Annotated in this window: 17 protein-coding genes, 1 tRNA gene and 2 pseudogenes; 10 read left to right on the forward strand and 10 right to left on the reverse strand. The window is 71.2% G+C overall.

The genetic code is table 11. The annotated features are described in order from the left end of the window. The first annotated feature begins 26 nt into the window (after positions 1-26). From B1L11_RS18690 to B1L11_RS18705, 5 genes and pseudogenes are all read left to right on the forward strand, one after another. Positions 27-1,435, forward strand: a pseudogene (locus B1L11_RS18690) (sigma 54-interacting transcriptional regulator). After that, positions 1,432-3,374, forward strand: a pseudogene (locus B1L11_RS18695) (VWA domain-containing protein). The pseudogenes B1L11_RS18690 and B1L11_RS18695 overlap by 4 nt, the downstream one beginning before the upstream one ends. A 401-nt stretch (positions 3,375-3,775) precedes the next feature. After that, the gene (locus B1L11_RS18700) at positions 3,776-4,207 is read left to right on the forward strand and encodes a hypothetical protein (protein WP_079315678.1); all 432 of its coding nucleotides are present in this window, start codon (positions 3,776-3,778) and stop codon (positions 4,205-4,207) included. Between the two features lie 72 nt (positions 4,208-4,279). Then, positions 4,280-4,486 carry a hypothetical protein gene (locus tag B1L11_RS51175; protein ID WP_256862678.1) on the forward strand — a complete coding sequence of 69 codons (207 nt, stop codon included), beginning with the start codon at positions 4,280-4,282 and terminating at the stop codon, positions 4,484-4,486. After that, the gene (locus B1L11_RS18705; protein ID WP_256862679.1) at positions 4,453-5,496 is read left to right on the forward strand and encodes an MFS transporter; all 1,044 of its coding nucleotides are present in this window, start codon (positions 4,453-4,455) and stop codon (positions 5,494-5,496) included. Before B1L11_RS51175 ends, B1L11_RS18705 begins: the two co-directional genes overlap by 34 nt. A gap of 31 nt (positions 5,497-5,527) precedes the next feature. Here the strand turns inward: B1L11_RS18705 and B1L11_RS18710 are convergent, their stop codons facing one another. Further along, positions 5,528-6,667, reverse strand: coding sequence for a cystathionine gamma-synthase (locus B1L11_RS18710; protein ID WP_079315680.1), 1,140 nt, complete (start codon positions 6,665-6,667; stop codon positions 5,528-5,530). Positions 6,668-6,726: 59 nt separating this feature from the next. After that, positions 6,727-7,659, reverse strand: coding sequence for an SDR family oxidoreductase (locus B1L11_RS18715; RefSeq protein ID WP_079315681.1), 933 nt, complete (start codon positions 7,657-7,659; stop codon positions 6,727-6,729). A 121-nt stretch (positions 7,660-7,780) separates the two neighbouring features. Here B1L11_RS18715 and B1L11_RS18720 point away from each other — a divergent pair, with 121 nt between their 5' ends. Then, the gene (locus B1L11_RS18720) at positions 7,781-8,371 is read left to right on the forward strand and encodes a TetR/AcrR family transcriptional regulator (protein ID WP_079315682.1); all 591 of its coding nucleotides are present in this window, start codon (positions 7,781-7,783) and stop codon (positions 8,369-8,371) included. A 76-nt stretch (positions 8,372-8,447) separates the two neighbouring features. Here B1L11_RS18720 and B1L11_RS18725 read toward each other — a convergent pair whose 3' ends face one another. Further along, the gene (locus tag B1L11_RS18725) at positions 8,448-9,818 is read right to left on the reverse strand and encodes a cystathionine beta-synthase (protein WP_079315712.1); all 1,371 of its coding nucleotides are present in this window, start codon (positions 9,816-9,818) and stop codon (positions 8,448-8,450) included. 227 nt (positions 9,819-10,045) lie between these two features. On the opposite strand from B1L11_RS18725, the gene B1L11_RS18730 reads away from it, so the two are divergent. The 3 genes from B1L11_RS18730 (at position 10,046) to B1L11_RS18740 (ending at position 13,684) form a co-directional block, all read left to right on the forward strand. After that, positions 10,046-10,912 carry an SGNH/GDSL hydrolase family protein gene (locus tag B1L11_RS18730; RefSeq protein ID WP_306291675.1) on the forward strand — a complete coding sequence of 289 codons (867 nt, stop codon included), beginning with the start codon at positions 10,046-10,048 and terminating at the stop codon, positions 10,910-10,912. 47 nt (positions 10,913-10,959) lie between these two features. Continuing rightward, a complete protein-coding gene (locus B1L11_RS18735) occupies positions 10,960-12,327 on the forward strand; it encodes a PQQ-binding-like beta-propeller repeat protein (protein WP_079315683.1) in 1,368 nt (455 codons plus the stop codon). 139 nt (positions 12,328-12,466) lie between these two features. Next, a complete protein-coding gene (locus B1L11_RS18740) occupies positions 12,467-13,684 on the forward strand; it encodes an acetyl-CoA C-acetyltransferase (RefSeq protein WP_079315684.1) in 1,218 nt (405 codons plus the stop codon). 50 nt (positions 13,685-13,734) lie between these two features. Here the strand turns inward: B1L11_RS18740 and B1L11_RS18745 are convergent, their stop codons facing one another. The 3 genes from B1L11_RS18745 to B1L11_RS18755 all read right to left on the reverse strand — a co-directional run bounded on the left by B1L11_RS18745 (position 13,735) and on the right by B1L11_RS18755 (position 15,512). After that, entirely contained in the window at positions 13,735-14,145 is a 411-nt protein-coding gene (locus B1L11_RS18745) for a PPOX class F420-dependent oxidoreductase (RefSeq protein WP_079315685.1), read from the reverse strand. A 175-nt stretch (positions 14,146-14,320) separates the two neighbouring features. Then, entirely contained in the window at positions 14,321-14,539 is a 219-nt protein-coding gene (locus tag B1L11_RS18750) for a DUF4287 domain-containing protein (protein ID WP_079315686.1), read from the reverse strand. 187 nt (positions 14,540-14,726) lie between these two features. Beyond that, positions 14,727-15,512 (reverse strand): Bax inhibitor-1/YccA family protein, encoded by a 786-nt coding sequence (locus B1L11_RS18755; RefSeq protein ID WP_079315687.1) that lies wholly within the window; start codon positions 15,510-15,512, stop codon positions 14,727-14,729. A 404-nt stretch (positions 15,513-15,916) separates the two neighbouring features. Here B1L11_RS18755 and B1L11_RS18760 point away from each other — a divergent pair, with 404 nt between their 5' ends. After that, the gene (locus tag B1L11_RS18760) at positions 15,917-17,404 is read left to right on the forward strand and encodes an ATP-binding protein (protein WP_079315688.1); all 1,488 of its coding nucleotides are present in this window, start codon (positions 15,917-15,919) and stop codon (positions 17,402-17,404) included. Between the two features lie 23 nt (positions 17,405-17,427). Here the strand turns inward: B1L11_RS18760 and B1L11_RS18765 are convergent, their stop codons facing one another. The 4 genes from B1L11_RS18765 to B1L11_RS18780 form a co-directional block, all read right to left on the reverse strand. Further along, positions 17,428-18,399, reverse strand: a complete 972-nt coding sequence (locus tag B1L11_RS18765; RefSeq protein WP_079315689.1) for an asparaginase — start codon at positions 18,397-18,399, stop codon at positions 17,428-17,430. After that, the gene (locus tag B1L11_RS18770; protein ID WP_079315690.1) at positions 18,396-19,199 is read right to left on the reverse strand and encodes a Clp protease N-terminal domain-containing protein; all 804 of its coding nucleotides are present in this window, start codon (positions 19,197-19,199) and stop codon (positions 18,396-18,398) included. The genes B1L11_RS18765 and B1L11_RS18770 overlap by 4 nt, the downstream gene beginning before the upstream one ends. Before the next feature lie 45 nt (positions 19,200-19,244). Then, entirely contained in the window at positions 19,245-19,907 is a 663-nt protein-coding gene (locus B1L11_RS18775; protein ID WP_218671186.1) for a trypsin-like serine protease, read from the reverse strand. A 495-nt stretch (positions 19,908-20,402) separates the two neighbouring features. Beyond that, positions 20,403-20,475: transfer RNA gene (locus tag B1L11_RS18780), tRNA-Leu, on the reverse strand. Positions 20,476-20,605 lie beyond the last annotated feature (130 nt).

The raw sequence follows: 20,605 nt of genomic DNA on the forward strand, positions 1-20,605 counted from the left end.
TCTGATGGGGACGTAGGCTCGACTCCGTGCACAAATCGCCCACGCCTGCCCCCAGCACTCTGCGTGAACTGCGCGAGAGTGGACACCGATACCGAACGGTCAAGGCCGAGATCAGGGAGAACCTCCTGGCCCGGCTGCGGGCGGCGAGCCCCGGTTCCCCGGCATCGTCGGCTTCGACGACACCGTCCTCCCCCATCTGGAGAGGGCGCTGATCGCCGGGCACGACCTCGTGCTCCTCGGCGAGCGCGGCCAGGGCAAGACCCGCCTGATCCGCACCATCACCGGCCTGCTCGACGAGTGGTCGCCCGTGGTCAAGGGCTGTGAGATCAACGACCACCCGTACGCGCCGGTCTGCGTCCGGTGCCGGCGGCTGGCCGCCGCGCACGGCGACGACCTGCCGGTCGCGTGGAAGCACCGCGAGGACCGGTACGGCGAGAAGCTGGCCACCCCGGACACCTCGGTCGGCGACCTGATCGGCGACGTCGACCCCATCAAGATCGCCGAAGGCCGCACGCTCGGCGACCCGGAGACCGTCCACTACGGCCTGGTCCCCCGGACAAACCGCGGCGTCTTCTCCGTCAACGAGCTGCCCGACCTGGCCGAGCGCATCCAGGTGGCGCTGCTCAACGTGCTGGAGGAGCGCGACATCCAGGTCCGCGGCTACAACCTGCGCCTCCCCCTCGACATCCTGCTGATCGCCAGCGCCAACCCCGAGGACTACACCAACCGCGGCCGGATCATCACCCCGCTGAAGGACCGCTTCGGCGCGGAGATCCGCACGCACTACCCGCGTACGGTCGAGGACGAGCTGGTCCTGATCCGCCAGGAGGCCGACCTCGGCGCCCTCGGCGCGGACCTGCCCGACCACCTGGTGGAGGTGATCGCCCGGTTCACCCGCCTGGTCCGCGAGTCCACCGCCGTCGACTCCCGCTCGGGCGTGTCGGCCCGCTTCTCGATCGCCGCCGCCGAGACCGCCGCCGCCTCCGCCGTACGGCGGGCCGCGCTGACCGGGGAGGAACGGCCCGTCACCCGGGTGTGCGACCTGCCCGGCGTGGTCCACACGCTGCGCGGCAAGGTCGAGTTCGAGGTCAGCGAGGAGGGGCGGGAGATCGAGGTGCTCGCCCACCTGCTGCGCCGCGCGACGGCCGAGACCTTCCGCTCCTCACTCGGCGGCGCGGACCTCGCGCCGCTTCTCGACAGGTTCGGCGAGGGCGCGCAGGTCGAGTCGGGCGAGCTGGTGCCGGCCCACGAACTGCTGCGCAGGATCGGCCGCGTCGAGGGCCTGTCGAAGATCATGGCGCGGCTCGGCATGGGCGAGGGCGACGAGTCGCCCGGCCACGCCGCCGCGGCACTGGAGTTCACGCTGGAAGGGCTGTACCTGATGCGCAGGCTGTCCAAGGACGAGACCGACGGCGGCACGGTGTACCGCACGTGAGCTACTTCTACCGGGAGTACCACGACGGGCCGGATCCGCTGGCTCCGCCCTACGACGTACGTTCGGCGCTGGACGAGATGGGCGACGCCATCCTGTCCGGCTCGACACCGCTCGACGCGCTGCGCGACCTGCTGAGGCGGGGGCTCCCCGGCGCTCCGGACCGCCGCGGTCTCGACGACCTGCTCCGCCAGGTGCGGCGGCGCCGCCGCGAGCTGCGGGAGAACACCCGGCTCGACGGCACGCTGGAACGCGCGCGTGCCCTGCTCGACAAGGCGATCGGCCAGGAGCGGGCGGAGTTGTTCCCCGACCCCTCGGACGACGCTCGCTTCCGCGAGTCGGCGCTCGACGCGCTGCCCTCGGACACGGCGCGGGCGGTCCAGGAGCTGGCCGACTACGACTGGCGGTCGGCCGCGGCCCGGCAGACGTTCGAGGAGCTGCGCGACCTGCTGCGCCGGGAGGTCCTCGACAGCCAGTTCCGCGGCATGCGCGACGCGCTGGCCAACCCCGACCCGGCCGCCATGGAGCGGGTCCGCCAGATGATGTCGGACCTCAACGACATGCTGGACCGGGACGCCCGGGGTGAGCACACCCAGGATGACTTCGACCAGTTCATGCAGAAATACGGGGACATGTTCCCCGAGAATCCGCGGAACCTCGACGAGCTGGTGGACCAGCTCGCCCGCCGCGCCGCCGCCGCGCAGCGACTGCTCGCCTCGCTCACCCCGGAGCAGCGCGAGGAGCTGGCCGGGCTGATCAACCACACGCTGGAGCAGGCGGGCCTGGCCGAGCAGATGCGCCGGCTCGGCGACGCCCTCTACGCCCGCCGACCCGACCTCGCCTGGGGCGCCCCGGAACGGGTGTCCGGCGAGCAGCCGATGGGCATGGGCGACGCCGTGACGGCCCTGCAGGAGATGGCCGACCTCGGCGACCTGGAGACCGCGCTGCGGCAGGACTACCCCGGCGCCCGGCTCGACGACATCGACGAGGCCGCCATCAGGCGGGCGCTCGGCCGCTCGGCCGTGGACGACCTGGAGGCGCTGCGGCAGGTCGAGCGTGAGCTGGAGGCCCAGGGCTATCTGCGGCGCAACCGCGGCAAGCTGGAGCTCACCCCGAAGGCCGTACGCCGGCTCGGGGAGACCGCCCTGCGCCGGGTCTTCGCCTCGCTCGACTCGGCCGCCGCGGCGACCACGACCAGCGCGACGCGGGCACGGCCGGGGAGCCGACCGGATCGACCCGCCCGTGGCGCTTCGGGGACGAGCAGCCCATCGACGTCGTGCGTACGGTCGTCAACGGCGTACGGCGGGGCGGCGGCGCGCCGGTGGCCCTGTCGGTGGACGACTTCGAGGTCGTGGAGACCGAGCGGCGCTCGGCGGCGGCCGTGTGCCTGCTGGTCGACCTGTCCTACTCGATGGCCCTGCGCGGCACCTGGGCGGCGGCCAAGCAGACCGCGCTCGCCCTCCAGGCGCTGGTGGCCTCGAAGTTCCCGCAGGACGCGGTGCAGATCATCGGGTTCTCGAACTACGCGCGGGTGCTGCGGCCCGACGAACTCGCCGGGCTCGAATGGGACATGGTCCAGGGCACCAACCTGCACCACGCCCTGCTGATCGCGGGCCGTCACCTCGACCGGCACCCGGACTTCGAGCCGGTGGTCCTGGTCGTGACCGACGGCGAGCCGACGGCGCACCTGATGCGCAACGGCGTGCCGCGCTTCGAGTGGCCGCCGTCGCAGGAGACGCTGACGCTGACGCTCGCCGAGGTCGACAAGATGACCCGGCGGCGCGCGACGATCAACGTCTTCATGCTGGCCGCCGACGACCGGCTGCGCGAGTTCGTGGACGAGGTCGCCCGGCGCAACGGCGGCCGGGTCTTCTCCGCCAGCGCCGACCGCCTCGGCGAGTACGTCGTCAGCGACTTCCTGCGCGCCCGCCGCACCCGCTGAGCAGTCGGCACAGACCCCCGCCGAGCGGTTCGCCGCCCGCCATGCGGGCATTGCTATGCAGACGGGCGCGATTCGGGGGCGCGTTCCGAGGCGACGGGTGGAGACCGGACGAGTTCCGGGAGATCGATAATCGATTGCCGACCGGGTTGCAATCGGCGGACGATAGACAGGCATCCCCTGTTCGCGCTGGTCGTTCCACATGCCGGTGGAAGGAGCGCTCCCATGTTCGCAGCGGTCGGCCTCATCGTTCTCATGATCCTCACCGGAGTGCTGTACGAGATGGCGGTCCACAACCGCCCCCGTCGCCGGAAGTAGTTCCTCGACGCCCCGGCGTCCGACGCGCCCGCGGCGCGCGGGTCCGGCGACTGCGGGGCCTGTCGGCCAGGCGATAGCCTCTGCCCATGTCGCCTCTCGACCATTTCCTGCTGTGGCTGCACATAGGGTTCGCGATCTTCGCACTCGGTCCGCTCACGGCGGTCACGAGCGTCACACCGCGCTACATCCGGGCCAGGGATGTCGCGGTGCTGCGGTATCTGCACCGCGCGACCCGGCTGTTCGGCCTGCTCACGATCGGGGTCTTCCTGTTCGGCGTGCTGCTGGGCCGCAGCGCGCTCGGCGCGCCCTACCTGTCGGTGTCGATGACGCTGTTCGTCGTGGCGGCCGTCCTGCTGGTGATCGTCGAGCGTGACCAGCGTACGGCCATCGCGGCGCTGTCCAGCGAGTCGACCGAGGACGACGCCAAGGTGCAGACCGGGCGGATCGCCGCGCTCGGCGGCATCAGCGCCCTGATCTGGCTCGTCATCCTGTTCCTGATGGTCTTCTTCAACCCCTGAGAAGGAGATTCCCGCTTTTCCTCGAATGTCCGGTAGAACGTCTTTGACCGGAAACGGGGGAAAGAGGAGCGGGTGCACCTTACGACGCAACGCCGGGCGGCGTGGGCGCTGGCCGCCCTCGCCGTCGGGGCCTTCACCTACGTCACCGCCGAGGTCCTCCCCATCGGGCTGCTCACGGTCATGGCGGCCGACCTGGACCGGTCGCGTCCGAGACGGGCCTGCTGGTCACGGGGTACGCCGCGGTCGTGGTGCTGGCGTCGCTGCCGCTCACCCGGCTGACCCAGCGGGTGCCGCGGCGCAGGTTGCTCACCGTCACGCTCGGCGTGTTCGTCGCGGGGATGCTGTTGACCGCCGTGGCGCCGAACTACCCGGTGCTGCTGGGCGGGCGGCTGCTGGTCGCGGCCACCCAGGCGCTGTTCTGGTCGGTCGCGACCCCGGCCGCGGCGGCGATGTTCCCCCCGGAGATCCGGGGTCGCGCGATCGCCCGGATGTCGATCGGCAGCTCCCTCGGGCCCGTCCTCGGCGTCCCTGTGGGCACCTGGCTCGGCCAGCAGGTCGGCTGGCGGACCGCGTTCGCCCTGGCCGCCGCCGTCGGCCTCGTCACGTGCGTCACCGTGGCGACGCTGATGCCCGGCCGCCGGCAGGCAGGCGACGGCTCCGACGGCCACGAGCCCGGCCGGGGCGCCACCCCGCACGCCCGGCGCTACGCGCTGCTCATCGTCTCCACCGTGATCGGTGTGGGCGGCTACCTCACCGCGTACACCTACATCACGCCGTTCCTGCTGGACTTCGGCGGTTTCGCCCCGGCCGCGCTCAGCCCGCTGCTCCTCGCGTCCGGGATCTCCGGGGTCGCCGGGACGATCGTGGTCGGCCGGCTGCTCGACAGCCGGCCCAGGGCGGCGCTGGTCGGGCCGCTGGCCCTCATCACGTGCGCGCTGCTCGCCCTCTACTTCTTCGGCGCCCTGCACCCGGTGGCGGTGGTGGCCCTCTGCGTGACGGGCATGTCCTTCAGCGCGCTGGCTGCGGCCATCGCGAGCCGCGCGCTGCAGGTGGCCCCGGGCAGCACCGACATCGCCTCGGCCGGCAGCGGCTCGGCCTTCAACATCGGCATCGCGGGCGGGTCGCTGCTCGGCGGCGCGCTCATCGATCACTCGGGCGTCCGCAGCGTGACCGTTGCGGGCGCCGTCCTGACCGTCGCGGCGCTCGCCGCCCTGCTGTGCGAACGGTGGGTCGCTCCCGCCCGCGCCTCCGCGCCGGAGCGTACGGCCCCGGCGCGGAGCGCCCACTAGAGAGCAGCGCGGAGTGGGCGTTGAACAGTCCTCAGCCGAGTGCCTCGGAGAGGTCGGCGAGCAGGTCGTCGACGGTCTCGATGCCGACCGACAGACGGACCAGGTCGGCGGGGACCTCCAGCGGCGACCCGGCGGCCGACGCGTGGGTCATCCGGCCGGGGTGCTCGATCAGCGACTCGACGCCGCCGAGCGACTCCCCGAGCGTGAACAGCTTGGCGCGGTCGCAGATCTCGACGGCCGCCTCCTCGCCGCCCTCGACCCGGAACGACACCATGCCGCCGAAACGCCGCATCTGCTTGGCCGCGACCTCGTGACCGGGGTGCTCGGGCAGGCCCGGATAGAGGACCTGGACGACCTTCGGGTGCGACAGCAGCAGGTCGACCACGCGCTCGGCGTTGTCGCAGTGCCGGTCCATGCGCACGCCCAGCGTCTTGAGGCCGCGCAGCGTGAGCCAGGAGTCGAACGGCCCGGCCACCGCGCCCATGGCGTTCTGGTGGTAGGCCAGCCGCTCCCCGAGGTCTGCCGAGCGCGTCACCAGCGCCCCGCCGACCACGTCGGAGTGGCCGCCGACGTACTTGGTCGTCGAGTGGACCACCACGTCGGCCCCCAGGCTGAGCGGCTGCTGCAGGTATGGCGAGGCGAAGGTGTTGTCGACCACGAGCACCGCGCCCCCGTCGTGCGCGACGTCCGCCAGCGCGGCAATGTCCGCCACGTTCAGCAGGGGGTTCGTGGGCGTCTCCACCCAGATCGCCTTCGTGGACGGCCGTACGGCGGCGCGCACCGCGTCCAGGTCGCCGAGCGGCACCGGGTCGAAGGAGACCCCCCACGGCTCCAGCACCCGGGAGAACAATCGGTAGGTCCCGCCGTACGCGTCGTCGGGGATCACCACGTGGTCGCCGGGCTTGCAGACGGTCCGCAGCAGCGTGTCCTCGGCGGCCAGGCCCGACGCGAAGGCCAGCCCGCGCACGCCCCCCTCGACGGCGGCCAGCGCCTCCTCGAGTGCGGTCCTGGTCGGGTTGGCCGACCGGCTGTACTCGTATCCCGCCCGCAGGCCGCCCACGCCGTCCTGCTTGTAGGTGGACACGGCGTATATGGGAGGAACGACGGCGCCCGTGTGCGGGTCCGGCTCCTGGCCCGCGTGGATGGCCAGCGTCTCGAAACCATGGTTCATGGGGTCGAGCGTAGCCGCCCGGCCCCCCTGGTCCCGGCGGGCGGCGCGTCGGCAGGTGATCAGGCGAAGTAGTGGCCCTCCTTCAGGTCGGCGATCAGACCTGGGCGGGTGGGCTGCCAGCCGAGCAGGTCGCGGGTGATCTGGGCCGACGCGGGGCCGTCGACTCCCCAGAAGCCGCCGAGCCAGCCGACGTAGTCCTGGGCCTGCTCGGGGGTGACGGAGACGGCGGGGATGCCGAGGTGTGCGGCGAAGACCTCGGCGACCTCGCGGATCGGTACGCCTTCGTCGCCGACGGCGTGCAGGACCGATCCGGGCGGTGCGGATTCGAGTGCGAGGCGGAACAGGCGGGCGGCGTCGTCGCGGTGGACGGACGGCCAGCGGTTGGCGCCGTCGCCGACGTAGGCGGCGGCGCCCTTCGCGCGTGCGAAGCCGATCGCGGTGGACATGAAGCCGTTGTCGCCGTCGCCGTGCGTGGCCGGTGGCAGTCGCACGACCGAAGAGCGGACGCCGTGGTCGGCGAGGGCGAGCGTCTGGTGGGCGTTGGCCATCCGCCCGCCTCCGCCGCTGATCGGGCCCTTGCGGTCCCCGGTGTCGGCCAGTCCGTCGCGTTCGGTGGCGATGGCTCCGGGCGGGAGCCCGAGCACGCCGAGGATGCCGGAGGCGATGACGAAGGGCTTGCCGGTGCCGGTAAGGGCCTCGCCGAAGGCCTCGATCGCCGCGCGGTCGGCGGCGGTGGCTGTGGCGTAGTCGCCGACGAAGGCGATGTCGTGTTTGAAGGCGAGGTGGATGACGCCGTCGGACGAGGCGGCGGCGTCGCGCAGGGTGTCGAGGTCGTCGATCGAGCCTGGGCGGACCTCGGCTCCGGCGGCTCGCAGAGCTCGGGCTGCGGTGTCGGAGCGGGCGAGGGCGGTGACGGTGTGGCCGGCGGCGGTCAGTTCGGGGACGAGGCCGCGGCCGATCCAGCCCGACGCTCCGGTGACGAAAACGTGCATGGGAGAACCTCCGGGATGCGGGCGTGCGCCGTGTGTTCGCGGCGGACGCCCTTGAAGTCTGCCCCTATTCTTTGTACGGTCGTACTATAAATGTCAAGCCGCTGACTTCCTGGAGGCAGTGATGGCGGGGCGGCCTGTGGACCACCGACGGCGGGCCGAGCTGCTGGACGCGGTGGTCGACTACACGGTCGAACACGGCTTCTCCGAGCTGTCGTGGCGGCCCGTCGCCGCCGCGCTCGGGGTTTCCACCACGACGCTGGTGCATCACTTCGGCACCAAGGAGCAGATGCTGGAGACCATCCTCGGACGCTTGCGGGAACGGATATTCGCGGCCACAAGCGAGGCGGCCGGCGACCAGCCCGACCTGGCGACGGCGGCGCGCGCGGTCTGGACGCGGACCTCCGACCCACGGCGGTGGGCGGAGTTCAGGCTCTTCTTCGCGGTCTATGGACGCGCTCTCCAGTCGCCGCAGCAGTTCGCGGACTTCCTGGAGCACGTCGTGGCCGACTGGATGGGCGCCCTGTGCGACGCGCAAGGACAGGACGTCGACCCGGCGACGGCGGCGCGCACGGCCACACTCGTGATCGCGACGATCCGCGGGCTGCTGCTCGATCTGCTCGCCACCAGCGACCGGGTCCGGGTGCAGGACGCGGCCGAGAGTTTCCTCGCCACCCTGGACGACAGGGCGAGGCGGCCCCCACGGCCACACTGAGCAGGGCCGGGTACGCCACCCGGCACCGGCGTCGACGGCTCCGACGCAGGCGAACGCGCGACAGCGTGATCCGAACTCAGTGGTTGGCGAGGAAGGCCAGCAGGTCCTGGCGGGTGACCATGCCCACCGGCTTGCCGTCGTCGAGGACCACGGCTGCGTCGGCCTTCTCCAGCGCCTCGACCGCCCGGGCCACCGGCTCACCTGATCCGATCATGGGCAGCGGCGCGGACATGTGGCCGCCGATCTCGTCCTCGGACCGCACCCGGCCGCGGTAGAGGCCCTCCAGCAGGTCGCGCTCCACGATCGAGCCGATGACCTCGGCCGCCATGACCGGCGGCTCCTCCTTCATGACCGGAAGCTGCGAGACGTTGTACTCCCGCATGATCGAGATCGCGGTGCCGACGGACTCGTGCGGGTGGACGTGGACGAACTCGGGCAGCCCCGGCGTCTTGCGCCCCAGCACGTCGCCGACCAGGCCCTCCTCGCTCGCCGTGGTGAGGAAGCCGTAGTCGGCCATCCACTCGTCGTTGAAGATCTTCGACAGGTAGCCACGGCCGCCGTCCGGCAGCAGCACGACCACGACGTCGTCAGGCCCGGCCGCCTGGGCGACCCGTACGGCCGCCACCACGGCCATGCCGCACGAACCGCCGACGAGCAGCGCCTCCTCGCGGGCGAGCCTGCGGGTCATGCCGAACGAGTCCTTGTCGGAGACCGCGATGATCTCGTCGCAGATCGTGGTGTCGTACGTCGCGGGCCAGATGTCCTCGCCCACGCCCTCCACGAGGTAGGGACGGCCGGTGCCGCCGGAGTAGACGGAACCGACGGGGTCGGCGCCGATGACCTTAACCCGGCCGCCGGAGACCTCCTTGAGGTACTTGCCGGTCCCGCTGATCGTCCCGCCGGTGCCGATGCCGGCGACGAAGTGCGTGATCCTGCCCTCGGTCTGCTCCCAGATCTCCGGCCCGGTGGAGTGGTAGTGGCTCGCCGGGTTCTCGGGGTTGGAGTACTGGTCGGGCTTCCAGGCGTTCGGGATCTCGCGGGCCAGCCGGTCCGACACCGAGTAGTACGAGTCGGGGTGGTCGGGCGAGACGGCGGTCGGGCAGACGACGACCTCCGCGCCGTACGCCCGGAGCACGTTGATCTTGTCCTGGGCGACCTTGTCCGGGCAGACGAACAGGCAGCGGTAGCCCTTCTCCTGCGCCACGATGGCCAGGCCCACGCCGGTGTTGCCGGAGGTCGGCTCGACGATCGTGCCGCCGGGCTTGAGCTCGCCGCTCCGCTCGGCCGCCTCGATCATCCGCACCGCGATGCGGTCCTTCACCGAGCCGCCGGGGTTGAAGTACTCCACCTTGGCCAGGATCTGGGCGGACGCGCCCGCCGTGACCTTGCGCAGCCGGACGAGCGGGGTGTTGCCCATCAGCTCCACCAGCGAGTCGTGAACGCGCACCGCGATGACCACCTTGTTTGCCGAAGCTTGTCAGCCTGCCGTCAGCCGGGGTTCCGATAGGGGTGGCCGGAACTCGGCTAGTTTCTTCTTCAAACCGTACCGTGAGCGTGAGGAGGGCGGGTGATCTGGACGTCCGGCGCGGTGCGCGCCGCGCGGCGTATCGCCACCGCCGCCGCCCTGGGCGGAGGCGGGCTCACGGCCCTGGGAGCGGTCACGTACGCCTGCTGATGGCCGAGGCCATGGTGGCCCGCCGCATCGTGGGGCAGCCGCACGGCCTCGACGGCCCGCAGGCCGACGGCGTGTACGGCGCCTACCCCGGTGAGCCGATCCGGATGGCCGTCCTCGGCGACTCGACCTCCGTCGGCCTCGGCATGACCCGCCCCGAGGACACCCCGGCCGTCCGCATCGCGTACGGGCTCGCGGCGGTGGCGGAGCGCCCGGTGCGCCTCACCGTGGTCGGCCAGTCGGGCGCGGCGTCGGTGGACCTCGGCGTCCAGGTGGACCGCGCGCTGGAGGCCCGGCCGGAGATCGCGGTCGTCTTCGTGGGGGCCAACGACGTGACCACGGCCACCCTGCCGGCCCGGGCCGTACGGCACCTGCAGAAGGCGGTGCGCCGGCTGCGCGAGGCCGGTGCGGAGGTGGTCGTGGGGACCTGCCCCGACCTGGGCACCGTGCGTCCGATCGCGCAGCCGCTCCGATGGGTCACCCGGCGCTGGTCGCGGCAGCTCGCCGCCGCCCAGACGGTCGCCGTCGTCGAGGCGGGCGGCCGCACCGTGGCGTTCGCCGACCTGCTCGGACCCGAATTCGACGCGAATCCGGCCGAGATGTTCGGACCAGATCGTTTCCATCCATCTGCCCGAGGTTACCTACAAGCCGCGTACGCAGTGCTACCGTCTGTATGCGCCGCGTTGGGGTTGTGGCCCGAGCCGGAACCCGTGCGCGTCGAAGGATCGCAATACCTCTTGGCCGCAATGGCCGTGGAGGAACCCGGCACCGAGGTCACCGCGACCCGTGTCGCCGGCCGGGCGTTCGGCCCCCACGGACGGTGGGCGGCGCTGCTCCGCCGGAGACCCGGGCCGCTTCCGAACGCCTAGAGCCGGTTACCTCTTGCGGCCGGGCCATCACCCCCTGTAGGAGCGAAATGATCCGGCCCCAGCTGAACCACGTGAAACCCGCTCTGGCGCTCGCCGCGACCGCCCTGCTGACCGGGGGCGCCCTCACCGGCTGCTCCGGCGGCGACGAGGCCGCCAAGGACTACCCGGCCTGGCAGAACACGCAGGTGAACGCGGTCAGCCGGGCCACCACGGGAGGCGGCGTCGCGGCCACCACCTCCATGCGGCCCGACGGCTCCCTGGAGACCGTCGCCCTCGACCTCGCCACCGGCCGCCGGCTCTGGGCGCACCCCGCGACGATGGTGGGCCGGCTCCCCGGGATGGGGGTGCAGGCTCCGGCGACCGTGGAGACCGGCGGCGGGCAGGCCGTGGTGGTCGCGCTCGACCCCGCCGCGGCCGGTCACAAGGGCGCCGCGCTGGTCGCCAGGGACGCCCGCACCGGGCAGCAGAAGTGGACCAGGCCCGTGCGATCCACCTTCGGGCCGCAGCGCTGCGGGCCGTACGTCTGCGTCTCCGAGGACACCGCGCTCTCGTCCGCCCGCGTCGTGGTCCTCGACCCCCGCGACGGCGCCGTGAAGTGGCGCCTGGCCGGCATCGCGGAGGTCGAGTGGTCCGACTCGTCCAAGGTCGTCCTGCTCAGGCTCGCCTCCCACCCGGTGCTGGAGGCTCGCGCGATCAAGGACGGCAAGACCGTCTGGCAACTGCCGATCGAGCAGGCCCTCGGCCCCGACGTCGACCTGAGCGGGGGCTGGGCCTTCGGCGCTACGGGCGACAAGATCATCGGATACGTCGCCCCGTACACCAACCCCGAGACCAAGGAGACGTCGACCTTCGGCCTGTTCTCCGCGCGTCTCGCTGACGGCGCCGTCGACTGGATGCGGCCGTCCGTCGTCCGCGTCTACCCCAGTGGCAACCCCGCGTACGCGCCGGTCGTCCGGCCGGTGGACGAGCAGGGCCAGTACGGCGGGTTCGCCCGGCTCGACGCCGAGACCGGACGGGTCCTGGGGCAGATCACGCCCACTCAGGTTCCCGGGTCGGGCTGGTGGCTGGCCTTCCCGCCCGAGATGAACAAGCTCGGCTTCCTCAAGCGCGACGCGCCCGGCTCGGTCTTCGACCTCAGCACCGGCGAGCCGACCCCGGTGAGCGGCGCGACCGGCTGGTCGTTCTGCGTGACCGACCCCAAGCCGCTGCCGCTGCGCGGCATGATCCCCGGGTTCTACTCGATCGCGGCGCTGTGCGAGTTCGACCTGGCCACGGGCAAGCGCAAGGACTCCTCCTCCGCGCCGCCCTCCTGGTTCACCGGCAGCCAGAACGGCTGGCGCCTGTGGCGCGACGAGAAGGGCGGCCTCCACGCCGTCAACGACGGCACCGCCACCACCCCCGGCATGTACGGCTGATTGGTTGACTTGTGCAGTAGTACAAAATTCTGGTGAGTGGGGCCCGGGGCGTGGCGGGCGGCGTACCGAGGGGTAACCTCCGGGGAGGAGGCCCCCCGAACCCTGGGTGGAGGGGCACGAGATCAGGCAGGAGAGTCACATGCCCGAGGCAGTCATCGTGGCGACCGCGCGGTCGCCGATCGGCCGCGCCTTCAAGGGGTCACTCAAGGACATCCGCCCGGACGACCTGACCGTGCAGATGGTCCGCGCCGCGCTGGCGAAGGTGCCGCAGCTCGACCCGAACGACGTTGACGACCTCATGCTGGGCTGTGGTCTCCCCGGCGGCGAGCAGGGCCACAACCTGGGACGCGTGGTCGCGGTGATGCTCGGGCTCGACAACGTGCCGGGCACCACCGTGACCCGCTACTGCTCCTCCTCCCTGCAGACGACCCGGATGGCGTTCCACGCCATCAAGGCCGGCGAGGGCGACGTGTTCATCTCGGCGGGTGTCGAGACCGTCTCCCGCTTCGCCAACGGCAGCTCCGACATGCCCCAGGCGCAGAACCCGCTGTTCGACGAGGCGAAGGCGCGGACGGAGGAGACCGCGAAGGGCGGCGCGCCGGTGTGGCACGACCCGCGCGAGGACGGCGCGCTGCCGGACGTCTACATCGCCATGGGCCAGACGGCCGAGAACGTCGCGGCCCTGAAGGGCGTCTCGCGGCGCGAGCAGGACGAGTTCGGCGTGCGCTCGCAGAACCTCGCCGAGAAGGCCATCGCCAACGGCTTCTGGGAGAGCGACATCACCCCGGTGACGCTCCCCGACGGCAGCGTGGTGAGCAAGGACGACGGCCCCAGGGCCGGCACGACGTACGAGGCGGTCTCGCAGCTCAAGCCGGTCTTCCGGCCGGACGGCACGGTGACTGCGGGCAACTGCTGCCCGCTGAACGACGGCGCCGCCGCGGTGGTCGTCATGAGCGACACCAAGGCCGCCGAGCTGGGCATCACGCCGCTCGCCCGGATCGTGTCGACCGGCGTCACCGGCCTGTCCCCCGAGATCATGGGGCTGGGCCCGATCGAGGCGTCGCGGCAAGCTCTCGCCCGCGCGGGCATGTCGATCGGTGACGTCGACCTGGTCGAGATCAACGAGGCGTTCGCGGCCCAGGTCATCCCCTCCTACCAGGAGCTGGGCATCGACATCGAGCGGCTCAACGTGAACGGTGGCGCGATCGCGGTGGGCCACCCGTTCGGCATGACCGGCGCCCGCATCACCTCCACGCTGGTCAACAGCCTCCGGTTCCACGACAAGTCGATCGGGCTGGAGACGATGTGCGTCGGCGGCGGCCAGGGCATGGCGATGGTGCTGGAGCGGCTGTCCTGAGCGAAGGGATTCACGCCGGTCCCGGCCGTGCCGGGACGGCAGGGGCCGGCTCAGCCGTGGAAGTCGGGGCCCGCGCGCGTGGGCTCGACCCTGATGATCACTCGCTTGTCCCGGATCATCGCGGCGCGGTAGTCGTCCCAGTCCGGGTGCTCGCCGCTGATGTCGCGGTAGTACTGCACCAGGTGCTCCATCGCGTCCGGCAGCGAGACGACGTGGGCGACGCCCTCGATCTGCATCCACTCGCCGTAGAAGGCGTCGGTCATCACGGTGAGCACGACCTGGGGGTTCTCCCGCAGATTGCGGGTCTTGACGGCCGTCTCGCGACTGCTGATCACGATGTAGCCGTCCTTGTCGCAGCCGACGGTCACCGGGGAGGTCTGCGGCCGCCCGTCCGGATAGCGGGTCAGCATGACCGCTCGGTGGTTGTTCCTGACGAACTCACGCGCCTTGTCGAGATCCATAGAACAATGATGCGCCCGCACCGGACCGGTGCGGGCGCGTCGGTTCTGCCTCAGGACGCCACTCAGGACTGTGGCAGCGTGCTGCTCGTGAGTCGCTGCTCGTGCGTGCTGTGTTGTGCCTGCTGAGTTGTGCCTGCTGTTGCGCGGGACGTCACTGCCCCTCCCGCGCTCCGGTCTAGAAGCGACGCCGCCGTTCGTGCTCGAGGACGATCGCGGCGGCGTAGCCGTGGCTCAGCCCGTGCTCGTCGGCGAGCCAGTTGGCCCGCTCTTCACAGCGTAGGAACGACGGGCCGTTGTCGATGGCTTCGAACCACTCTGGGAGGTCGCGCCCGGTTATGGACGGGACACGGGCGATCAGCTTGTTCTGGGTCTCCGGTGAGTGGTTCAACGACATGGGCACCTCCACGGAAAAGGCTGCTTTGTGTCACAGTGCATCACCGGTCCGCGCTTGACAAGCCCTCAGCGGCATTGATTTGTTACAAGATGTTGATCGAAAGTTGCGTCGCCGATCACCGGATCCTGCTATAGCGCGACAAAGGGGCGCCGCTCCCGGAGGAACGACACCCCTTCGACTCGTACTGCTAGTCGTTGTTCGTGAAGTAGCTGATGAAGCGGAGGATCTCCAGGTAGAGCCAGACGAGGCTCAGGGTCAGGCCGAACGCCATCAGCCACGAGTAGCGCTCCGGCACACCGGCCCGCACCCCGGCCTCGATCTCGCTGAAGTCGAGCAGCAGGAAGAAGCAGCCGAGCAGGATCATGCCGACGCTGAAGATCCAGCCGATGGGGCTGTCGGTGCGCAGGCCCAGGCCGCCGCTGACGAAGATGCCCGCGATCCAGTTGATCAGCATCAGGCCGACCGCCCCGAACGCGGCGGCGATCACGAACTTGGCGAACTTCGGCGTCGGCCGGAAGATCTTCAGCGCGTACACGGCCAGCGTGCCGCCGAAGGCCACCATCGTGCCGAGCACGGCCTGCAGGACGATGCCGTTGTAGACCGTTTCGTACATGTGGCTCAGCACACCGATGGCGACGCCGTAACACACGGAGTAGCCGAGGATCAGCGCGGGGTTCGTGCTCTGCTTGAACGACACGATGAGCCCGAGGATCAGGCCCACGATCATCGCCGGCGCCGCCAGCCCCCAGCCGACGTTGAAGTACCAGGCCAGGGCAGCCGACACGACGAGCGTGCCGAGGGTCATGAAGCCGCGCACCACGACGTCGTCCATCGTCATGGCGCGCGCCGCCGGGGGCGCGTACGAGGGTGCGGCGTACATCTGGTTCAGCTGCTGCACGCTGGGAGCCGGACCGGCCCACGCCTGCTGACCAGCCGCCCCGCGCCGACTGAATATGGGGTTCTTGCTCTCCATTCGCTTCCTCCAGGACGCGACTCACCGATCAGCCGCTGCGCGGCCTAGTGGGGATGGTGCCCGAGGAGTGGTGCCCCTACAAGGGGGAGCGCCACTCCACCACAGTGGCAACGATCAGGATTCCCGGCGAGTTCCCGCCGTTGCCCCACGGACGACAACCAGCCGAAGTCGATCGCAGAACAAACTAGAACACTTCATTTACTTGAGTTCTTCAAGTCTAGTGCTAGCGTGGTGCGGAGCCGAGAAGTAGCGGCCTGACCAGGCAGAACGCCTCAGCGACCACTCCGCCTGCCGTTGCGAGCCTCATTCCGAACCACACAGGCACGGCAGCCCGTCCGGACGGTCACTTCGACGCCAGAGAGCCGCCGGTGCCGCCGGGGAATGTCATCGCGAGGAGGACGGCGATGAACGTCAGCGGCCCACCATTACTGCGAAGGTTCCGGCCTGATTCCATCCGGGGACGCATCACCGTCCTCGTCACGGCGCTCGCCACCCTGCTCCTGATCCCCACCGGGATCCTGGGCAGCATCCTGGCCCGGCAGGCGTTCTCCACCGCGGTCTGGCTCGACGCCCGGCAGGAGGCCGCGCTCACGGCCGCCACGTGGCGTACGGGCCACTTCCGCAACGTCATCACCCCGCAGGTCGCCGGGATCGACCTGGTCCAGGTGGTGGCTCCCAATCGGCGGGTGCTCGCCGCGTCGCCCGCGGCCCGGGGAAGGCCTCCACTGACCTCCTTCTGGCCGTCCCAGGAGGATCCGATGCAGGACCTGCAGGCCTGCACGCACGACGGGATCGGCTGCCTGCGCCTGTCGGCGCTGCGGGTGATGCCGGGGCCCAACTCCCCCGTCGTGTACGCGGGACGCCCCATCGACGGCTTCACGCCCGTCGCGGTGATCGATCTGCTCTTCACCGCGGAGGTCGCCGTGCTCGTGCTGCTCACCGCCTGGGCCGCCTGGAAGGTGACCGGGCGCACCCTGCGCCCCGTCGAGGCCATCCGCAGCGACCTGGCCGCCGTCAACGTGAACGACCTGGACACCCGGGTGCCCGTACCGGGCGGGGACGACGAGATCGCGCGGCTCGCCCGCACCGTGAACAGCACGCTCGCCCGCATCGAGCAGGCGAAGCTCACCACCGAGCGGGCGCTGCGGCGGCAGCGCGAGTTCGCCGCGGACGCCTCCCACGAACTGCGCACTCCGCTCGCCGGCCTGCGCACGCAACTGGAGGAGGCGCAGCTTCACCCCGACCAGACCGACCTGCGGTCGCTGCTCAGGGACGCGCTGCTCGACGTGGAGCGGCTGGAAGCGATCATTGACGACCTGCTGCTGCTGGCGAAGGTGGGGGCGACGGCCCCGGGCCGCAAGCCCGTGGACGTGTCGGCGCTGGTCAGGGATGAGGTCGCCCGCCGGACCGACCGGATACCGGTGCGCCTCCGGCTGGCGGACGGGGTCAGGATGCACGCCGCGCCGCGCCACCTCGCCCGTCTGCTGACCAACCTGCTCGACAACGCGCAGCGGCACGCCGGGAGCGTGGTCGAGGTCGGGCTCCGGCGCGACGACGGCTTCGTCGAGTTGTGGGTCAGCGACGACGGTCCCGGCGTCCCGGTGTGCGAACGGGAGCGGATCTTCGAGCGGTTCGCCAGGTCGGACACGGCGCGCAGCCGGGGCCGCGGAGGCACCGGGCTCGGCCTGGCCATCGCCCGCGACATCGCCCGCGCCCACTGCGGCACCCTGGTGGCGGCCGAGTCGCCGTACGGCGGCGCCATGTTCGTGCTGTGCCTGCCGGTCTCCGGCTGCCCGACGAACACCGACACCGCGCCCTCGCAGGACGCGATCCACGGCGCCGCCGGCCCGTACGCCGAGCCGCCGCGGACGGAGGACCCCCGGCGCCGGTGAACGAGCGACGTGCCTGACGGCGGTCACAGGCGGGCGAACCAGTCGCGGACGGCACGCCGGCCGCCCCCGCCGAGCGCCACCATCAGGGCGTACCGGGCCTTCACCGGAGCCAGCCCGCGGGCCCCGATGGCGCCGACCTTCGCGGCCAGCCCCAGGGCCGGTGGCAGGTCCTCCAGCGCGACCGGCCGGGTGTGGCACCGCGAGGCGACCACCACGGGGATGTCCCACTCCGCCAGCTCGCTGAGGGTCGCGTACAGGGTGATCGGGATGTTCCCGACGCCGGTGCCCTCCAGCACGACGCCCCTGGCTCCGGCGTCCACGACGGACGTGACGAGCACGGGGTCCATCTCCGGATACGTCTTGATCAGTGCGACGTTCGTCTCCGGCTCTCCCCGCGCCGCCGGGGGCCGTGGCGGCGGCGTCGCCGTCATCTCGGCCCGGCCGTCCGCGACCCGGCCGAGGATCGGCGCGGGGGCGGAGGAGAGTGCCGCCACGCCCGTCGCGTCGGCCATCGTGACCCAGCGGGCCGCGTGCAGTTCGTCGTTCACGCAGACCACCGCGCCGACGCCGCGAAGCGCGGGATCCGCGGCGGCGACCAGGGACGACGCGAGGTTGCGCGGGCCGTCGCTCGACAGCTCGTCCAGCCCGCGTACGGCGCCGGTCAGCACGATGCCGCCACGGAGAGCGGCGGGCCCGGCCAGTAGGTCCGTGAGGAAGGCCGTCTCCTCGATCGTGTCCAGGCCGTGGGTGACGACCACGCCGTCGAACCCCTCGTCGAGCAGGGCCGTACGGGCACGCCGGGCCAGCCGCAGCATGGTGGAGGGCGAGGTGTCCCAGCTCGGCTCTGCCTGGACGTCCTCGGTCACGACCTCCACGCCGAGATTCCCGGGTACGGCCGCCAGCAGGTCGGCGGCCGTCGCGAGCCCCGGGCGGCCGGTGTGACGGGCGTACGCCATGACGTCGCCCGTCGCGACCAGCAGCACGCGCCGGGTCACGACGCGTCGTCCTCGGCGGATGCGGCGACTCCGGCGTGCCGCTCGAGGCGCTCGACGCGTTGCAGGAGCGGAGCGATCTCCTGACGGACGACCGCCGCCACGGCCTGCACGGCGGTCTGGGATGCGGCCTGGGATGCGGAGGCGTCCTGCGCCCGGAGGTGGACGTAGCCGGCGAGCGCCGCGACGACCGCGCGCCGCGTGAGGCGGGGCTCTGCGCCCCGTGCCCGCAGCACCTGCCCGCCGATCCCGTCGGGCTCCGTGACCAGGCCGAGCAGCAGGTGCTCGCACCCGATGTAGTTGTGCCCCAGCGCATGGGCCTCGGTGACCGCCAGTTCGAGGGCGTTGGCCGCCGACGCGTCGAACCGGCTCGGACCGTCCTTCCCCGTCCCGTCGTCTCCGGACTGCTCCGGGCCGGCCGCTGCGGCGGGTGCGGACGGGCTGCGGCTCGCGAGGTCGCGCTCGAGCAGGCTGGGCTCGATCTCGATCGCCCGCAGGACGTGCAGGGCGAGGTTCTGCCCCTCGGCCAGCATCGCGGCGAGCAGGTGCTCGGTGCCGATGCCGGAGGCGCCCTCGGCCCGGGCCCGTTCCAGCGCCAGCCGGAAGACGGCGCGGGTCCTGGGCGTGAAGTGCGACAGCCGGGGGTCGTCGATCTCGAAGTCGCCGAGGATGCTCTCGCGGATGGCGGTCACCCGGCGGACCGCCTGTTCCAGCGCCCGCTGGCAGATCGCGGACACCGGCAGGGCCGCCTCCTTGACCGCCTCCGCGAGATCGTCCGGAAGGTACACGTTGATCTTAGGCATGCACCATTCATACCCCCATTGGGGGTACATGTCTACCCCCAACCATCAGGGAAGCGTGACGAACTCTCCGAGGAAATCCCGGACCTCGGGGATGTCCAGGCGGTAGTCGACGTTGGTCGTCCGACAGGCGTCGTCCACTCCGCTGATCGTCGTGGCCACGAGCAGGTTCGAGTCGGGACCTCCGAGGTAGTTGGGGCCACCCGAGTCGCCGTAGCAGGTTCCGCCCTCCCCCCGCGAGGGGTTCGGCGCCAGGTCGAGCCACCTGCTGCCGAGGCGCTTGAAGGAGATGGAGGTCTGGCTGCGCGTGTCGGTGTAGTGGTACCGCCATCCGTGCCGCTTCTTCGTGGGGTCCACGGAGCCGTAACCGACCGGGGTGAAGCGCGCGGTCTTCAGAGTGCCGTCGGCCTTGAGCTGGTCGAGCAGGCCCAGAGTGGGCAGCTTGGCCGGCGTGATGCCGGTGACGGGCTCGGAGAAGACCACGACGGCAATGTCATGGGCATCGCCGCTGTATCTGCCGTCGGCAATGTAGCGACCGGTGTAGAGCTTCGCCCCGGGCTGGTAGTGGCTGGCGAAGGAGACCCGGGCGGTCTTCTGGCCCTCCTGACCGCAGTGGGCGGCCGTGAGGAAGACGGTCGGGGAGATGAGGGTGCCCGTGCAGTACGACCACGTGCCGTCGCTTTCCGGCTTTTCGCCGATGAGGGCTCCCACCTCTGGGTGATCGGTCTTATCGACCGAGCCGTGGGTGATGGCGGACGCGGGCAAGGCGATGCCCGTGACCAAAGCCACAAGAATCATGACAAAAGGGACGAAACGCATGCATGAATGTATCCGAGCATGGGCTCTCTATGACAAAAAGGAACGAAAAGATCTACCGATTGGCCGTCAGGGTGGGACTTCCGATATCCGCCATCGGCGGCCGAACCGGCCGGCCACCGCTCGCCGCACGGGCCGAACCGCAATGCCGGAACAGGCAGCGGGTGACGCCGCCCACAAACCTCGTCGCACACGCGAAGACCGCCCCTCCAGTCGAGGAGGAGCGGCCATGGTGATGCAGTCCGAGGTATCAGCGGTGATCTCGCCCGCGGTTCTCCGATGACGGGCTATACCTTCGGGGACGCCGTCGGCGCAACGGGGCCGAGTTCGACGCCAAGGCACATCGTGCAACCCGCTCGTGTCGATGCAGGTGCGCTGCCGGGCGCCCAGTGCCCCCGGTGGGACTCGAACCCACACCACAGCCCTTTTAAGGGGCTTGCCTCTGCCATTGGGCTACGGGGGCGCCGCGATCATATGTCACGGATCACTCCTCTGTAAGCAAGTTACGTCTTACGCGGCTTGTCCCCCTTTCCATAGCGCGTGAACGGCTCCTCTGGCCGCCACCCGGTCAAGGTCCTGGAGACCGTCCGCAC

This window comes from Microbispora sp. GKU 823, assembly GCF_002027145.1.
In the GTDB taxonomy this organism is placed as follows: Bacteria; Actinomycetota; Actinomycetes; order Streptosporangiales; family Streptosporangiaceae; genus Microbispora; species Microbispora siamensis.

Bases quoted from the DNA above. Each gene is read 5' to 3' on its own strand.
- B1L11_RS18700 (WP_079315678.1), top strand. From the start codon at position 3,776: ATGTCGCCTCTCGACCATTTCCTGCTGTGGCTGCACATAGGGTTCGCG.
- B1L11_RS18710 (WP_079315680.1), bottom strand. From the start codon at position 6,667: ATGAACCATGGTTTCGAGACGCTGGCCATCCACGCGGGCCAGGAGCCG.
- B1L11_RS18715 (WP_079315681.1), bottom strand. From the start codon at position 7,659: ATGCACGTTTTCGTCACCGGAGCGTCGGGCTGGATCGGCCGCGGCCTC.
- B1L11_RS18720 (WP_079315682.1), top strand. From the start codon at position 7,781: ATGGCGGGGCGGCCTGTGGACCACCGACGGCGGGCCGAGCTGCTGGAC.
- B1L11_RS18730 (WP_306291675.1), top strand. From the start codon at position 10,046: ATGGCCGAGGCCATGGTGGCCCGCCGCATCGTGGGGCAGCCGCACGGC.
- B1L11_RS18735 (WP_079315683.1), top strand. From the start codon at position 10,960: ATGATCCGGCCCCAGCTGAACCACGTGAAACCCGCTCTGGCGCTCGCC.
- B1L11_RS18740 (WP_079315684.1), top strand. From the start codon at position 12,467: ATGCCCGAGGCAGTCATCGTGGCGACCGCGCGGTCGCCGATCGGCCGC.
- B1L11_RS18745 (WP_079315685.1), bottom strand. From the start codon at position 14,145: ATGGATCTCGACAAGGCGCGTGAGTTCGTCAGGAACAACCACCGAGCG.
- B1L11_RS18750 (WP_079315686.1), bottom strand. From the start codon at position 14,539: ATGTCGTTGAACCACTCACCGGAGACCCAGAACAAGCTGATCGCCCGT.
- B1L11_RS18755 (WP_079315687.1), bottom strand. From the start codon at position 15,512: ATGGAGAGCAAGAACCCCATATTCAGTCGGCGCGGGGCGGCTGGTCAG.
- B1L11_RS18760 (WP_079315688.1), top strand. From the start codon at position 15,917: ATGAACGTCAGCGGCCCACCATTACTGCGAAGGTTCCGGCCTGATTCC.
- B1L11_RS18770 (WP_079315690.1), bottom strand. From the start codon at position 19,199: ATGCCTAAGATCAACGTGTACCTTCCGGACGATCTCGCGGAGGCGGTC.